Raw genomic sequence first — 14816 nt, forward strand, 5'->3', positions numbered from 1 at the left:
TGCCATGTATCGCAACGGATTTTTCTCGCTCGCATTTCATACGCTCTTCATTGCCTTCATCGTCGCGCCGTTGGTAGTAGTGATGGCAGTTTCTTTCACGGGAGGGGGATACATTTCCTTGCCGACCGATGGCTTATCCCTACGCTGGTTTCATGCGCTGTGGGAAAACCAGGAAATGATCGATGCGTTCTGGCTATCGCTAAAGCTGGGGCTAGTCTCTGCCACCTTTGCCACGCTGCTGGCAGTTCCCGCGGCCCTGGCGATCAGCCGATACAACTTTCCAGGTCGCGGCGCGATAACAGGGTTCCTACTATCACCGCTGATGATTCCTTCCGTGGTATTGGGCATTGCCTTTCTACGCTTCTTTTCGCTGGCGCAGGTTGGCGGGTCGTTATGGGCGCTGAGTGTTACACATGTGATCGTCGTACTGCCCTATGCCTTGCGCCTGACCTTAGCCTCAACCATTGGCCTCGAACGCGATGTCGAGCAGGCGGCGTTGTCGCTGGGAGCCGGGCGGTTCACTGTGTTCTGGCGAGTGATCCTGCCCCGCATTCGTACCGGTGTGATTGGGGGGTGGCTGTTGGCGTTCATTCAGAGTTTCGACGAATTGACCATGACGGTATTCGTCGCCACGCCGGGAACTACGACGCTGCCGGTCGCGATGTACAACCAGATTTCCCAAACCATTGATCCTCTGATCACGGCGGTCTCGACTGTGCTGATCATCGGCACGCTGGCGGTGATGGTGTTTCTCGATCGTCTGGTCGGTCTGGATCGTGTACTGATTGGAGAGAAGCAATGACGAACGCTATCCCCACCTCCGCGGATGTGATCGTCGTTGGCGGAGGTTTGGTCGGCATGGCCGTGGCCTATGGCCTGGCGAAGTCTGGTACGAGTACGCTGGTACTGGATCAGGGCGATGATGCGTTCAGGGCATCACGCGGCAACTTTGGTCTGGTGTGGGTACAGGGCAAAGGGTTCGACCGTTTGGAGTACTCGCGTTGGACTCGGTCATCAGCTTTGGCTTGGGCTGGCCTGGCCGAAGGATTGTTGAAGGAAACGGACGTCGACGTACGCCTCAAACAGCCCGGCGGGTTCCACATGTGCTTTTCCGATAGCGAGTTGGCAGAGCGGCAGTCGCGCTTGGCAGGCATGCAGGCCGAGCTGGGTAATTACCCGTTCGAGATGCTCGACCAGGCTGACCTGAACGCGCGATTGCCAGGTATTGGGCCCAAGGTCGTGGGCGCCAGCTACACCCCCATGGACGGCCATGTAAACCCCTTGAAACTGCTGCGAGCGCTGCATGCAGGCTCGCGTTACCACGGCGCGACTGTGCTTGGGCGAATGCCTGTGGAGCGTATTGAATCTCTGTCCGGTGAATTTGCTGTGGTCACACCACAGCGGCGTTTCACCGCGCCACGCATTGTTCTCGCCGCTGGCCTGGGGAACCGAGTATTGGCCGAGCAAGTGGGGTTGCATGCGCCAGTCGCACCGAACCGTGGTCAGGTCCTGGTCAGCGAGCGTGTCCAGCCCTTTCTTGACTATCCCACGATCAATGTTCGGCAGACGGACGAGGGCAGCGTACAGCTGGGCGACTCAATGGAAGAGGTCGGTTTTAATGACCTGACGACTACCGACGTGCTCGCAAAAATCGCGCAGCGTGGGGTTACAACGTTCCCGCTTCTCGCGGATGTCCGCCTGGTTCGCGCCTGGGGCGCATTGCGGGTGATGAGCCCGGATGGCTATCCCATCTATCAACAGTCCGATTCGCATCCTGGGGCGTTCGTTGTCACCTGTCACAGCGGTGTGACGCTTGCTGCCGCGCATGTGACACGGATTGCCCCATGGATTCGGGGCGGTGAACGACCGGAAGAGCTGGCGGTGTTTGCTGGCGAACGTTTTCTCACGGGGGAGGTATTTTCCCATGTCCACTGATTCCTTGTTCCGCCGTGTCGATGCCGATGACAGCCCGCTCATCACCGTGACGTTCGATGATCAACCGTTCCAAGTACCGAGCGGGCTTACTGTTGCCGCCGCGCTGTTACTCGCGGGCGTACGGCATTTCCGTACATCTCCAGTCGGCGGTGAGGCACGTGCGCCGTACTGCATGATGGGTGTGTGCTTTGAGTGCTTGGTTGAAATCAACGGGGTGCCGAGTCGCCAGAGCTGTCTGATCGAAGTGGCCGATGGCATGCGTATTCGTTCGCAGCAAGGCGCACGGGATCTGCCGTTTACGGCGCTTGAGCCAGTCGTGATGGAGGTGCAGCCATGAATCTTGAACCGATCGATGTTGTGGTCATTGGTGCAGGACCTGCTGGGATGGCAGGTGCACGAACCTTGGCCGAGCTTGGCATTTCTGTTGTATTGCTGGACGAGCAGGTCGCCGCCGGTGGGCAGATTTATCGCGGTATCACCAGCGCCTCACCTGCACGGCGCGAAATGCTGGGCCCGGATTATGCGGCCGGAAGCTCGTTAGCGGACGCACTAAAAGGTTCGATGGTGCGCCACGAGACCGGGGCATCCGTGTGGCAGGTGACACGAGAGCGACAGGTGCATTACTTAAAAGATCGTCGAGTACGCTCGTTCGCTGCGAAAAGCGTACTCCTGGCGACCGGGGCGATGGAGCGACCCTTTCCCATTCCTGGCTGGACATTGCCAGGCGTGATGACGGCCGGTGCCGCACAGATTCTGCTCAAGACCGCAGGTATTGGACCCCAGGGGCCAGTTGTTCTGGCTGGGTGTGGGCCACTGCTTTACCTACTTGGATGGCAGTACCTGCGAGCCGGTATCGCGATTAGTGCTTTGGTAGACACTAGCCGCCGGGATGACTACTGGCGTGCCCGCGGACATTTGCTGGAGGCGCTTCGCGCCTGGCCCTATCTGCGTAAAGGCATTTCGCTGCTGCGGGCGCTACGTAAAGGCGAGGTACCGCACTATACCGGCGCCGAGGGTTTGCAGGTCGAGGGGGAGGCGCAAGTGCAAGCACTTAGCTTTGTCGTCGATGGACAGCAGCACCGTTTGCCGGCCAGCACGGTCCTGCTTCATCAGGGCGTGGTACCGAACATCCAGTTTACACAGGCGCTCAGGGCGCAGCATCGGTGGGATGATGCACAACTGTGCTTTGTCCCCGAGATAGACCAATGGGGCCGACTGGATGTGCCGTTCATATCGGCGGCGGGTGATGGGACGGGAATTGGTGGCGCGCAGGCTGCTGCGCTTCAAGGGCAGCTAGCTGCGCTTGGACTTGCGCGGGACCTGGGGCGTATTACGCCAGCGCAGCGTGACAGCAGGGCAGCGCCACTGCGGGATCAACTTGAAAAAAACCTGCGTATTCGCCCGTTCCTTGACGCGCTGTATCGTCCGCGAGACGAGAACCGTATTCCGCCACGTGATGATGTCACTATCTGCCGCTGCGAAGAAGTGACGGCGGGTGATATCCGGCGTTTCGTCGAGCTGGGGTGTAGTGGACCGAACCAGGCAAAATCGTTTGGTCGCTGCGGCATGGGGCCCTGCCAGGGGCGGATGTGCGGATTGACCGTTACTGAAATCATTGCCAGGACACGAGGCCTGTCGCCGGAGGAGGTGGGATATTTCCGCATCCGTCCTCCCATCAAGCCGATCACACTCGGGGAGCTGGCCAGTGGCTGACACGACCTCCGACGTACTCGTCATCGGCGCTGGCCTGCATGGTTTGAGTACAGCGTTTCATCTTGCTCGTCGGGGCATAAAGGTGACGGTCCTGGAGGCCGACTATGCTGGCCGCCATGCCTCGGGTGTAAATGCGGGTGGAGTGCGGACACTCGGCCGCCATCTGGCGGAGATTCCATTGTCGCTGGCATCCCGCGAAATCTGGCACAACCTGCCGGAACTGCTGGGTGACGATGCGAGCTTCGTTGCAAGCGGACAGTTGAAGCTTGCCGAGACCGAGGCGGAGCTTGCGCAATGTCAAATGCGCGTCGCCGAATTGCAGGCGAATGGATTTACTCATGAGGTTCTTATCGATCGGACGGAAGTCTTTGAGCTACTCCCCACGGTGGCCCCACATGTCGTTGGCGGTATATGGGTAGCGGATGACGGCTACGCAGTGCCGTTTCGCGTCGTGACGGCTGTTCGGAGGGCGGCGCAGCGACTGGGCGTGGTGGTGCATGAGCAAACGCCGGCGCTTGCCATCACTCAACAGGCCTCGCATTGGCACGTCAGCACGCCGAAAGGGCGGTTCGAGGCGGACCACCTTGTGGTGACTGCCGGTGCTTGGGCGGGACGTCTTGCCGCTGACATAGGCGAGCCTGTTCCCACCTATCCGCAAGGCTTGATGCTGATGGTGACCCACAGAGTCGCACCCTTTTGCAAGCAGGTGCTTGGGGCCACTGGACGCGCGCTGTCGTTTAAGCAGTTTGATAACGGTACGGTCGTCATCGGCGGCAAGCTCATCGGCGACCTGGATTTCGATGCCCGGCACGGCGAGGTCGATATCACTCGCCTCATCACCAGTGCGCTAACTGTGACCGATCTTTTTCCGCATTTAACGCACCTTGGTATCAACCGCGCCTGGGCAGGTATCGAAGCGTTCACTATAGACGATCTGCCGGTTATTTCGCACAGCTGCCGTGCAAGCGGGCTGACCTATTCGTTTGGCTACTGCGGTAGCGGCTTTCAAATGAGCCTTGGTACTGGAGAGCGCGTCGCGCAACTGGTCCTGGGCGAGTCTTCATCTATCGACCTGGCAGCATTCGCCATCGATCGCTTCAATCTCGATTCTTCCGCCCTCAGGGCATCCAAGGAGCCTTCATGCAACCGATCACCCGAGTCGAAACCAACCAGCGCATGAGCCGCGTCGTCCAGTATAAGGGCGGCATAACCTTTATCGGTGGGCAAACCGCCGGCGACCGCACGCAGGACATCAAAGGCCAGACGGAGCAGGTGCTGCAGAAGATCGACCACTACTTGGCCAAGGTCGGTCTAGACAAGACCCGCATTCTTAGTGCGCAGGTCTGGCTGTCGGATATTGAGGCGAATTTCGCTGGTATGAACGAAGTATGGGACGCCTGGGCACCAGAAGGGCAGGCACCTGCACGGGCTACTGTCGAGTCAAGGCTGGCTGCGCCGGAATTACTGGTGGAAATCGCAATCGTGGCGGCGGTTGATTGAGCACAAGCGCATCGGCTCGCCTCACACGAGCCGATGCAGCTAGATGGAGACCGTCAGCAAGTGACACGAGCCCATGCTCTTATCGGGAAGCACCAAGAAATTGGACATTTCCGCTTTATCTATCTGAAACAAGATTGCAAGGAGACGTCGCTCGTGTACAGGGTGTGTTCCTCGTTCGCCTTGTAAGGGTCAAGGATGCTTACGTTGCGTATGTCCCGACCCGTTCACCCTCTAATAGTCAGGATTTCACATGCCCTCATCGGGTTTGTGCTGAGCTTTCCCTGCTAAGCTCGTGCTCCCTAGTGCATGGCGAGCGCTTTGGTGTAATTGCGACGAGGTATCAGTCGCAGTGTTAACCCTTGAAAAGAATTTGACGTCCTTCCGCCCTAAAGGAGGGGATTCCAAATTTAACGAGAACAGGACATCTAGACTTTTCCTATACCGCTTATATCTTTCCAGAGGCTAAGCTAACACCGGGTAGCATTTACGTTACGGTCATGTTCTCTTTACACTCAGGGCAAGCCTGCAAGCGGATGTTGAGGCACTACATGCCCGCCACACGAAGAACGCTTTGAGCTGGGATAACAGTGGTCGATAACGACCGCTTGCCTGCTCATGGACCCCTATATTAGAGCTGGCGGGTAAGCTTGCCCCAACCGACGTCTGCTATCGTCCTGCGCTCTTGATCAACAGGACTACACCCCTGATTGTCAATGCCTCTACTGGTAGTCATGCGCCTAATAAAGCACACCCAACCGGAAAAGTAGGGTTAACCCGTGCCTAGGTAGAAAAGGACAATTGGCCAATTAAAGAAATGACCCCAGTGCAGGCCTTAGATGCGAAAACAGCCTAGGCTCTACTGCATATTTATTCTTTCAGACTTGCCCGAAATGCAGGATCGTCCAGGTAAGCGACGTTTAACCGGGTCCAGGGGACGGGCACATGGCGGTTTACAGCAAAGATAGAGCCTGGGGCGAGCATTACGCCTTTACTCAGGCAGTGACGGGTGAGGTTGTTAGCGTCGTCGATGCCTGGAAAGCGGGCCCAGAGGTAGAGGCTTTGTTCGGGGCGGCAGAAAAGTTCGGCGCCCAGTTCGTCAAGGATGTCGATGCCGCGCCTTGTCGCCTCGCGGAGTCTGTCCTGCAGGCGTGCCAGGTGCCTAAGGAAGTGACCCTCACTCAGGATCACATCTATGGTGCGCTCGCTGTATTCGGCGCCGCTGTTGTGCAAGAGCATCTTAATATCGGCCAGCTCCTCAATGCGCTGCTTACTGCCGGCAATAAAGCCGACCCGTAGCGCGGCAGAGATAGACTTGGAAAAACTGCCCAGGTACAGCGTACGGCTCAACTGGTCTAGAGCCGATAGCTTGATCGACGAACTTGGCTTGAAGTCAGCCATGGCATCGTTCTCGACGATAAGCAGATCGTGCCTCTGGGCAATTTGTAGGAGCCGGTGGGCCTTGGCGGGTGAAAGGTCAGCACCGGTGGGGTTGTGGCCAACGGACTGCAGGAAGAACAGTCTAGGTTTGTGCCGTTTGAGGATGCGTTCCAGCGCGTCAAGGTCAGGTCCATCAGCCTGGCGGGGTACACCCAGCAGGCGTGCGCCTTGCAGCTGTAGTTTGCCGAACAGAGGATAGTAACCAGGATCCTCTACCAGCACGATGTCACGCGACCTGACATAGCGGCGGATAATCAGGTCCATGCCATGGTTGGCACCCAGCGTAGTCACGACCTGTCTTGGGGAGACGCTGATTGCATAGGAGGCAAGCTTTTGAATCAGCCGCTGGCGAAGGCCCGGGTTGCCCAAGCGCGTGCCATAGCGAAACAGCGTCGTTACTCCTCCCCGTACGACCTGACGGTGAAATTTGTCCAGACGCATGTCCATCAACCACTCCACAGGCGGGAAGCCTTCACCCAGATGAGAGTGACCCGGCTCGCGCACGAACTGTTGGCGCATCATCCAGATGGTGTCCAGCGCGCGGGTGTACGGCTCCGCGTCGTCGTCCTCCATGCTGGTGGCTGGCACGGCGCAAACAAAAAAACCCCGTCCATGGCGCGCCTCGACGAGCCCCTGCGAGGCCAGCTGCTCGTATGCGGTGATGATCGTATTCTTGGAGTACCGGTGCAGGCGCATGTACTCACGGAGCGAAGGCAACCTGTCCCCTGCCTTGAGCGCGCCATCAGCAATTTGCTGGGCGAGGGCAGTGGAAACTTTCTGCGCGAGCGTCTGACGGGCCATGATCCTGCTCCAGAGGGTGGAGGGCTTTAACTGTCCAGCCAAACTGTACCTTTTTTCGTGGTTACAGACAGGGCTAACGTAGGCACACCAAAACAATTGACTCCCCAAGGAGCATCTGATGTCCATTGACTCACGCCTGCCTCAGTTCCGAAGCCTTACACCTGTTCAACGCCTTGAACACCTACAGCAACAGCTGGCGCTGTCTAATGCGGACACTGCCCTGCTACGTAAGGCCGGAGCACTGCCGCTAGGAGTTGCCGAGGGCATGATCGAAAACGTAGTAGGCACATTTGAGCTGCCCTATGCGATCGCCACCAACTTTCAAATCAATGGCCGCGATGTCCTGATCCCCCTTGTGGTCGAGGAACCTTCCGTCGTCGCCGCGGCCTCTTTCATGGCAAAGCTGGCGCGCCCGGGCGGTGGTTTCCTGACCTCCAGTACAGCGCCGCTCATGCGCGCTCAGGTCCAAATCATGGGCGTCGACGATCCCTACAGTGCCCGTCTAAGCCTTCTACGCAATAAGGATGAGATCATCGCTCTGGCTAACAGCAAGGACCAGCTTTTAAACACGCTGGGGGGCGGGTGTCGGGACATCGAAGTGCATACCTTTATTGAAAGCCCCCGGGGCCCGATGCTTGTTGCGCACCTCATCGTCGACGTGCGCGATGCTATGGGTGCCAATACGGTCAATACCATGGCCGAGGCTGTGGCGCCGCTGATCGAGCAGCTCTGCGGCGGCAAGGTGCGTTTGCGCATTCTTTCCAACCTGGCCGACCTGCGCCTGGCGCGTGCCCAGGTGCGCATTGCCCCCGAGCAGCTCGATGCTCCAGGCTACCAGGGCTCGGAGGTTATCGAAGGCATCATTGACGCCTATACCTTTGCCGCGATCGACCCGTATCGGGCAGCTACTCACAATAAGGGCATTATGAACGGCATCGATCCGCTGGTTGTGGCCACTGGCAATGACTGGCGTGCTGTCGAAGCGGGCGCCCATGCCTATGCCTGCCGCAACGGGCACTACGGCTCGCTGACGACCTGGGAGAAGGCAGGTAACGGCCATCTGGTCGGAACCATTGAGATGCCCATGCCGCTGGGCCTGGTGGGCGGAGCAACCAGGACTCATCCGCTGGCGCAGCTCTCCCTACGTATCCTGGGCGTCAAGACGGCTCAAGAGCTGGCCGAGATTGCGGTCGCGGTTGGCTTGGCGCAAAACCTTGGTGCGCTGCGCGCCCTTGCTACTGAAGGTATTCAGCGTGGGCACATGGCGCTGCATGCACGCAACATCGCACTGTCAGCTGGGGCGCGCGGCGAAGAAATCGATTGGGTGGCCACGCGTATGGTCGAGGCAAAGGATGTGCGTGCCGACCGCGCCCAAGCGCTGCTGACAGAGAGGCGCGGTCAGTGACTTCCGATGTGGTCAAGCTGGTCGAGGTTGGCCCACGCGACGGTTTGCAGAACGAGTCACGCAGGGTGCCGGTGGCGGTTCGCGTCAACCTGATTGAGCGTCTAATCGCAGCAGGTCTGCGCAACCTTGAGGTCGGCGCGTTTGTCTCGCCTCGGTGGGTGCCGCAGATGGAAGGGTCTGACGAGGTAATGCGAAGCCTTTTACCATTGCCTGGGGTAAGCTACTGCGCGCTGGTGCCAAATGAGAAAGGCCTGGAGGCTGCGCTTGGCTGTGGCTGCCCCGAAATTGCCGTGTTTGCGGCGGCCTCGGAGGCCTTCTCCCAGCGCAACATAAACTGCTCCATTGCCCAGAGCCTTGCGCGGTTTGAGCCGGTACTGATGAGAGCGAGACACGCAGGCATTCCCGTACGTGGCTATGTCTCCTGCGTGCTAGGCTGCCCGCTTGGCGGTGATGTTGCTCTTACCGATGTGGTAAGGGTCAGCACGTCGCTGTATGAGATGGGCTGCTACGAGATCAGCCTTGGCGATACCACTGGCGTAGGTACGCCAGAGAAAACGAAAGCGCTAGTCAGGGCCTGCGCCAGCGAGATTCCGCTCGCCTCGCTTGCTGGTCACTTCCATGACACCTACGGCATGGCCATCGCGAACCTGTACGCCGCATTGGACTGTGGCGTTCGGGTGTTTGACAGCTCCGTTTCAGGACTTGGCGGCTGCCCCTATGCGCCCGGCGCCACGGGCAATGTCGCAACGGAGGATGTTGCCTATCTGCTTCACAGACTTGGCGTTAGGACCGGCATAGACCTGGACGCGCTGGTACACGCGGGCACCTATATCGACAAGGCGCTGGGTCGGCTGACTGCATCGCGCACCGCAAGGGCAATCAATGCACGATCAGACAGGGGATAAGACACTTTTCAAACTAAGACATTTTCTCTTGATAACAACAAAAGCCTACAAAGGCCGGAGAAACATCATGGAACATCAACTGACGCAAGCCGCATGCCCCGTGCCCTTCCAGCAGGAGGCACAGCCATGAAAAAGCCGGAGCTCTATGAAGTCTGGGGTGACACTGTTGATCGCAGCCACCTGCTCATGTCCATCATCATCGGCGCCCTTATCAGCCTTGGCACCTATTATCTTGCGCAGCACGTACTCCTAGGCGTAGTCGAATCCAGGCAAATGGCACGGGCCTATGCAATGCTGACGGGCATTCTGGGCTGCCTGGCAGGTGGCTTAATCAGCGCGATGCTTTTCAAGCCAAAGCGCAAAGTCGTCGAGCACATGATCGATCCGACGTTTCGCCAGCAGGTACTCGTAGAACTTGCGGCGGAACACGGCACGATAGGGCGGCTGGACGAGCTACCTCATGAAGTAGTAGTCGAACTGCGTGAGCTGGGGCTCTATGCCCTTTTTCGTGAAGCCGAGGCCGCTGAAGCCCGGACGGCCGCCCAGGCGCCTAGCGCTGTCGTGGTGGTTCCCGCACACGTCAGTCTGAGCGGAGGGCAGTCATGATGGAGGGCCTTGTTGAACAGATCCTTGTCGCCTGCGGTATGGGGCTTATCGGTGCTGTCGTATTTGCCGCTATTGGCCTGATATCTGGTAGCGACGAAACCACGACCTTGGCGCCGTTGACGCTGCTGGTGGTATTGCTTGGGGTTCCGCCGGAAGGAGTATTTACCTTTTTTCTAGCAGGTGCCGTCGCCAAACATATGACCCACGCGGTGCCAACCGCCTTGCTGGGTATTCCGGGAGACACCATGGCCACGCCCCTAATGGACGAAGCCAACTACCTACGAAAACTCGGTGTGCCTCACATTGCGCTTCGAAAGATGATTTCCGGCGGTGCCATTGCCGCACTGGTTGCCGTGCCGCTGTCAGTATTGTTCGCGGTACTGCTGGCTCCGTTCGGCGAGGTGATCAAGGCATTCGCACCCTGGGTATTTCTTGGCGCCGCCATCCTTATTGCCTATTTCTCGGCCGGTCGCTGGGCCTCGGTATTTACCCTGGTGCCCTTCGTTTTGGTCATCGTCGCGCTGCAAACCCTGACGGCAACCTATGGGGTGAAGCTGGGCGTCAGCTATTTTCTAGGCATAGCGATTGGCCCTCTGGTCGCTTCGTTGTTTGCTCTGATGTCTCCCGGTGAGCGGGTGCGTATGCAGCGCGATAGCGTCCGGGTATTCTCACTGTCACCCGATGTGAAAGGCTGGGGCGGATATTTCCCTAACCCGTTAAAAGTGCTCGACAAGCGCCAAACTCGCATGACACTGGCCACGGCCGCAGTATCGAGTGCCACCTTTGTCTTTAGCCCGGTGGCGATGACCGTGATAATGGGTGAGGTAATCGGAGCACGGATCAAGCATGCCTATCATCGCCTGACATCCGTGATTACGGCGCGTAACGGTGTCACCGAGGCGACCTACATCGCCGAGGCGCTGATTCCGCTGATTGCGTTTGGCCTGCCCTTGAGCCCGGTTGCTGCAGGCCCAGCCGCCCCGTTGTTCAACGCACCGCCGCGCTTTTCGGTCGATAGCACCTCTGGCGAGATCAATAACCTTCATACTTTAATGAGCACATCCGAGTTCTTCGGCTACGGGATGCTGGCTGTGATCATTGCTATCCTGATCGCCTATCCCTTTTCAATGAATTTCGCCCACCGAGCGGCCTTGTTTGTTTCGCGCAAGGTAAGTCACGAAGCGGTTATCGCCACCTTTGTCGGTCTTATTCTGGTCATAGGCCTCTGGGAAGGCGGCCTGCTTGGTCTGATGGTGATTATTACCGTAGGGCTGCTGGGTGGTTTTCTCTCGCGCTTTTTGGGCTTCAACATCGGCGTGCAGTTCATGGGGTACTACACCGCGGTATTGACAGTGCCTGCGCTGCTGACACTCGGTGGCTAACGCCTGCGTGATGTACCCTACCTTTCGCCTTGCTGTATTCCTTGCCCTTACAAAGAGGCACCTGGATAGGCGGCGCTGGTCGCCTCTCCATGCTTGATATCTGGAAACTATAAAAACCATACAGAGGTAATCATCATGCACGCAAGAATTCTTGCCTGCCTTGTGTTTGCGTTAAGTACTCTTGCGCCTTTAGTGGTAGCGCAAGAGCCGATTCCGGCACTTGTTTACCCTCCGGGCGACCAGCAATTGTATGCAATCCCTGAGGCAGAGCGAAACCTACCCACAATTACGGCGCAGCGTTGGCTTAAGGTTTCGGACAAGGGCTTGCTGCTAGAGGGGCCAGCCTTTGATCGAAACGGCAATCTGTTTCTGATCGAGGTGTTTGGCGGCCAGGTACTCAAGGTTGATATCCAGCAAAGGCTTAGCGTCGTGGTGCAGAAAAACGCCCTGGGCTCAGCAGGGCTGGCCATCCATAAGGATGGGCGCCTGTTTGTCGCAGGCCTGGGTAACTTCAATAATACTGGCAACCTAACTGCCTACCAGCCTGACGGAACAGGCAGGAAATCATTACCGCTGGCCAGCATTACCTAGTCGATGATCTTGTCTTTGATAAAGCGGGTGGCCTTTATTTCACTGACTTCAAGGGCACCTCTACCGAGCCAAGTGGCGGCGTCTATTATCTGCCAGCCGACGGCAAGAGGATTGTGCCTATCCTGCCTAGGCTGGCAATTGCCAACGGCATTGCACTGTCGCTCAACGGGAAGACCCTCTGGGTCACCGAATTTGCGACTGGCCTGCTACATCGTATAGAACTTGAGAATGCACAAAAGATTGCCCCCTTTGGCGAGGCCGTAGTCTATCGGTTCAACGGCCCGTCGCCAGACTCTATGCACGTCGATGAGGACGGCAATCTCTATGTGGCGATGTACAGCCAGGGGAGGGTCTTGGTTCTCAATCCAAGCGGCCTGCCTATAGGCCAGATCCTGATACCGGGACGCGAGCGCGGCCACTTCCTGCGCTCAACTAGCTTGGCCATTAAGCCTGGCACCCGCGAAATCTACTTGGTCAGTAGCGATGGTGATCAAGGCGAAGGGAGTGCGCTTTTCCGGGCGCAAGGTTTCGCTCGGGCGTTACAGCTCTATTCCCACCAGTAAACCAACCAAAACTCTAAGTCGGGCGGGCTATTCAAGAAGGGCACTGTCTTTTTCTGGATCAACTAAGCTCCCTAACAATGGATATACCCGGGCTTACAGGTCAGCTCAACAGCTCTTAGGCGATATAACTGCTACCTGCTCGCTAGAACAGCAAGAAAGGTTTGCAAGGGGGATAAATGCTCAGCCTTCGCTTGGGATGCATCGCCTGTCTGGAATACAGTTACTTTCCAAAACATTCACTATGCTTCAATCCACCATCATATCTGGATGACGGTCCCGGCAGACGTTTACAAAAGCGAGGTCAGGCTGCGTGAGTGCCGGTGCTCCTCTTGGTCGAAAAGTTCGGCTTATCTATGAGCATTTAGGGAGTTTTCTATGAAACATTCAACACTTTCGATAGGGATAACGTTGCTATTGGCCTCCGTTGCTATTCACGCAGATAACAACATTGCAGAGCAATATCAGGATGGGACAGGGCTTAAGTCATCACTTACCCAGACAGGATCGGACAACTATTCCTTGCAGCGTCAGGAAGGGGGCCGATATGACACCATCGAGACAAGTCAGGTGGGCACCGGAAACCGGGCGACTGCGCTTCAGAATGGATTTGGAGAAGGCAACATACAAATCGATCAAAATGGAGCAGCCAATCAGGCAATGGTTCAGCAACAGCCAGGCAGTGAAAGCTACACGGCTGCTAATGGTGGGTCTATCAGCCAGGTAGGTAGTGGAAACCTGTCGGAGGTGACTCAAGGCGGAATCCAGAATTACGCGCAAAGCCTGCAATCTGGAGATAACAATGAACATACTGTCATGCAGGACGGTTACCTGAATTACGCAAGCCTTGCCTCTTACGGAGATAATAATAGGATTTCGGTATCGACACTCGCAGGTGCCCTGTCAATGGATAACAGCGTAGGCGCCATTCAGGTTGGTAACGCTAACACGGCTGTTGTGGAGCAAAGTGGTACAGGTGCGTACATTAGGACAAGACAGGAAGGTAGCGGCAATACTGTTGAGGCGCTTCAACGAAATGAAAGTGACAGTTTGGCTCCTGATGCCATTGTTTCCATATATGGCAGTGATAACCGACTTACTATCGATCAGAATGGCGCATCCCGTATGGAGGCTTACCTGGATGGGAACTCCAATAGCGTAAACGTTCGGCAGGAGCGTCAACAGACAGGTTCGGCATCTAGTCTGTTAACGGATGTCATTGGCTCAAATAACAGCATCGATGTCTCTCAGGTCAGCAATGAACTTAGCCTCCCAAGCAGGATGACCATTACCCAGCGTGGTGATGAGCTTGACGTTACCGCCCGCCAGGACAATACAAGCAGCGGTAACCTTGAGGTGTTTCAGAGCGGGTCGCTGGGGGTTGCCACTGTGCAGCAGAGCGGCATCTATAACGAGGCCAGGCTCGTCCAAAACGGTACGGCAAATAGCGCAAGCATCACGCAACAATGATACCTTTGCTTAGGCGATATGACTGTTGTGCTGCAGCAGAAGAGCCTTGTTTCGGATATACACGCCTGCTCTGCCAGGTGTGTATTCTTAAAGACAGCATCCTCTCACTGATTCACCAGAACTAAATGACACTGCTAGAGGTTTGAGTACACTCTTGTGGCTACAATGCACGCCCGTCTCGTTTGCCCTGCGTGTGTGTTGCATGCAAGGTTTCGCGCGCAAGCGCTAGACATGGCCCGACGACCAGATTCCCGGGGAGCTGCGTGACGCTCAACTCTGTCCCTCTATTATCAAGAATACGCTGGGTTTTGATCGGAGCTGCCATCGTTGCAATCGAATTCAGTAGCCCTAGCTCGTGCAAAGCCCGTGCTGCATTTCCTGGCAAGTAGAGCCTGGTGCCTCCCTGTGGCGCATTGGCCTTGCGCTCGACCAAGTCGGGCTTGTTCTAGCGCCCTAGCCATTTCAAGGCCAGCTATACCTCCGCCAACTATTATTATCCTCACTGCATTAC

At 57.1% G+C, this 14816-nt stretch carries 14 protein-coding genes; 13 read left to right on the forward strand and 1 reads right to left on the reverse strand.

Annotated elements, in window-relative coordinates; all coding sequences use genetic code 11:
• The first annotated feature begins 4 nt into the window (after positions 1-4).
• From JQR90_RS21400 to JQR90_RS21425, 6 genes are read left to right on the forward strand one after another with little or no spacing between them, the layout of a single operon-like run.
• The gene (locus JQR90_RS21400) at positions 5-802 is read left to right on the forward strand and encodes an ABC transporter permease (RefSeq protein WP_073450451.1); all 798 of its coding nucleotides are present in this window, start codon (positions 5-7) and stop codon (positions 800-802) included.
• Positions 799-1935, forward strand: coding sequence for an NAD(P)/FAD-dependent oxidoreductase (locus JQR90_RS21405; protein ID WP_073450452.1), 1137 nt, complete (start codon positions 799-801; stop codon positions 1933-1935). Before JQR90_RS21400 ends, JQR90_RS21405 begins: the two co-directional genes overlap by 4 nt.
• Positions 1925-2272, forward strand: coding sequence for a (2Fe-2S)-binding protein (locus JQR90_RS21410; RefSeq protein ID WP_073450453.1), 348 nt, complete (start codon positions 1925-1927; stop codon positions 2270-2272). The genes JQR90_RS21405 and JQR90_RS21410 overlap by 11 nt, the downstream gene beginning before the upstream one ends.
• Positions 2269-3648 carry an NAD(P)/FAD-dependent oxidoreductase gene (locus tag JQR90_RS21415; RefSeq protein WP_073450454.1) on the forward strand — a complete coding sequence of 460 codons (1380 nt, stop codon included), beginning with the start codon at positions 2269-2271 and terminating at the stop codon, positions 3646-3648. The genes JQR90_RS21410 and JQR90_RS21415 overlap by 4 nt, the downstream gene beginning before the upstream one ends.
• Positions 3641-4828 carry an NAD(P)/FAD-dependent oxidoreductase gene (locus JQR90_RS21420; protein WP_112298063.1) on the forward strand — a complete coding sequence of 396 codons (1188 nt, stop codon included), beginning with the start codon at positions 3641-3643 and terminating at the stop codon, positions 4826-4828. Before JQR90_RS21415 ends, JQR90_RS21420 begins: the two co-directional genes overlap by 8 nt.
• The gene (locus JQR90_RS21425) at positions 4789-5148 is read left to right on the forward strand and encodes a RidA family protein (RefSeq protein WP_073450455.1); all 360 of its coding nucleotides are present in this window, start codon (positions 4789-4791) and stop codon (positions 5146-5148) included. The genes JQR90_RS21420 and JQR90_RS21425 overlap by 40 nt, the downstream gene beginning before the upstream one ends.
• A gap of 867 nt (positions 5149-6015) precedes the next feature.
• Here JQR90_RS21425 and JQR90_RS21430 read toward each other — a convergent pair.
• Entirely contained in the window at positions 6016-7386 is a 1371-nt protein-coding gene (locus JQR90_RS21430; protein WP_073450456.1) for a PLP-dependent aminotransferase family protein, read from the reverse strand.
• Between the two features lie 118 nt (positions 7387-7504).
• Between JQR90_RS21430 and JQR90_RS21435 the strand changes: the two genes are divergently transcribed.
• The 7 genes from JQR90_RS21435 to JQR90_RS21465 all read left to right on the forward strand — a co-directional run bounded on the left by JQR90_RS21435 (position 7505) and on the right by JQR90_RS21465 (position 14305).
• A complete protein-coding gene (locus JQR90_RS21435; RefSeq protein ID WP_073450457.1) occupies positions 7505-8791 on the forward strand; it encodes a hydroxymethylglutaryl-CoA reductase, degradative in 1287 nt (428 codons plus the stop codon).
• Positions 8788-9696, forward strand: coding sequence for a hydroxymethylglutaryl-CoA lyase (locus tag JQR90_RS21440; RefSeq protein ID WP_073450458.1), 909 nt, complete (start codon positions 8788-8790; stop codon positions 9694-9696). Before JQR90_RS21435 ends, JQR90_RS21440 begins: the two co-directional genes overlap by 4 nt.
• Positions 9697-9822: 126 nt before the next feature.
• The gene (locus JQR90_RS21445; RefSeq protein ID WP_073450459.1) at positions 9823-10302 is read left to right on the forward strand and encodes a hypothetical protein; all 480 of its coding nucleotides are present in this window, start codon (positions 9823-9825) and stop codon (positions 10300-10302) included.
• On the forward strand, positions 10299-11684 hold the full coding sequence (locus JQR90_RS21450; protein ID WP_073450460.1) for a tripartite tricarboxylate transporter permease: 1386 nt from the start codon (positions 10299-10301) through the stop codon (positions 11682-11684). The genes JQR90_RS21445 and JQR90_RS21450 overlap by 4 nt, the downstream gene beginning before the upstream one ends.
• Positions 11685-11819: 135 nt before the next feature.
• Complete coding sequence (locus JQR90_RS21455; RefSeq protein ID WP_230382269.1) at positions 11820-12275, forward strand: hypothetical protein; 456 nt, start codon at positions 11820-11822, stop codon at positions 12273-12275.
• Positions 12251-12838 carry an SMP-30/gluconolactonase/LRE family protein gene (locus JQR90_RS21460; protein WP_244294429.1) on the forward strand — a complete coding sequence of 196 codons (588 nt, stop codon included), beginning with the start codon at positions 12251-12253 and terminating at the stop codon, positions 12836-12838. The genes JQR90_RS21455 and JQR90_RS21460 overlap by 25 nt, the downstream gene beginning before the upstream one ends.
• Before the next feature lie 375 nt (positions 12839-13213).
• Positions 13214-14305, forward strand: a complete 1092-nt coding sequence (locus JQR90_RS21465) for a hypothetical protein (RefSeq protein WP_073450461.1) — start codon at positions 13214-13216, stop codon at positions 14303-14305.
• Positions 14306-14816: the final 511 nt, after the last annotated feature.

Source organism: Pseudomonas sp. JZ114 (genome assembly GCF_051027705.1).
GTDB classification, from domain to species: Bacteria; Pseudomonadota; Gammaproteobacteria; order Pseudomonadales; family Pseudomonadaceae; genus Chryseomonas; species Chryseomonas luteola.

Excerpts from the sequence above, each read along its gene's own strand:
- JQR90_RS21430 (WP_073450456.1), bottom strand. The coding sequence starts at position 7,386 with ATGGCCCGTCAGACGCTCGCGCAGAAAGTTTCCACTGCCCTCGCCCAG.
- JQR90_RS21465 (WP_073450461.1), top strand. The coding sequence starts at position 13,214 with ATGAAACATTCAACACTTTCGATAGGGATAACGTTGCTATTGGCCTCC.
- JQR90_RS21400 (WP_073450451.1), top strand. The coding sequence starts at position 5 with ATGTATCGCAACGGATTTTTCTCGCTCGCATTTCATACGCTCTTCATT.
- JQR90_RS21410 (WP_073450453.1), top strand. The coding sequence starts at position 1,925 with ATGTCCACTGATTCCTTGTTCCGCCGTGTCGATGCCGATGACAGCCCG.
- JQR90_RS21415 (WP_073450454.1), top strand. The coding sequence starts at position 2,269 with ATGAATCTTGAACCGATCGATGTTGTGGTCATTGGTGCAGGACCTGCT.
- JQR90_RS21405 (WP_073450452.1), top strand. The coding sequence starts at position 799 with ATGACGAACGCTATCCCCACCTCCGCGGATGTGATCGTCGTTGGCGGA.
- JQR90_RS21455 (WP_230382269.1), top strand. The coding sequence starts at position 11,820 with ATGCACGCAAGAATTCTTGCCTGCCTTGTGTTTGCGTTAAGTACTCTT.
- JQR90_RS21450 (WP_073450460.1), top strand. The coding sequence starts at position 10,299 with ATGATGGAGGGCCTTGTTGAACAGATCCTTGTCGCCTGCGGTATGGGG.
- JQR90_RS21445 (WP_073450459.1), top strand. The coding sequence starts at position 9,823 with ATGAAAAAGCCGGAGCTCTATGAAGTCTGGGGTGACACTGTTGATCGC.
- JQR90_RS21425 (WP_073450455.1), top strand. The coding sequence starts at position 4,789 with ATGCAACCGATCACCCGAGTCGAAACCAACCAGCGCATGAGCCGCGTC.
- JQR90_RS21435 (WP_073450457.1), top strand. The coding sequence starts at position 7,505 with ATGTCCATTGACTCACGCCTGCCTCAGTTCCGAAGCCTTACACCTGTT.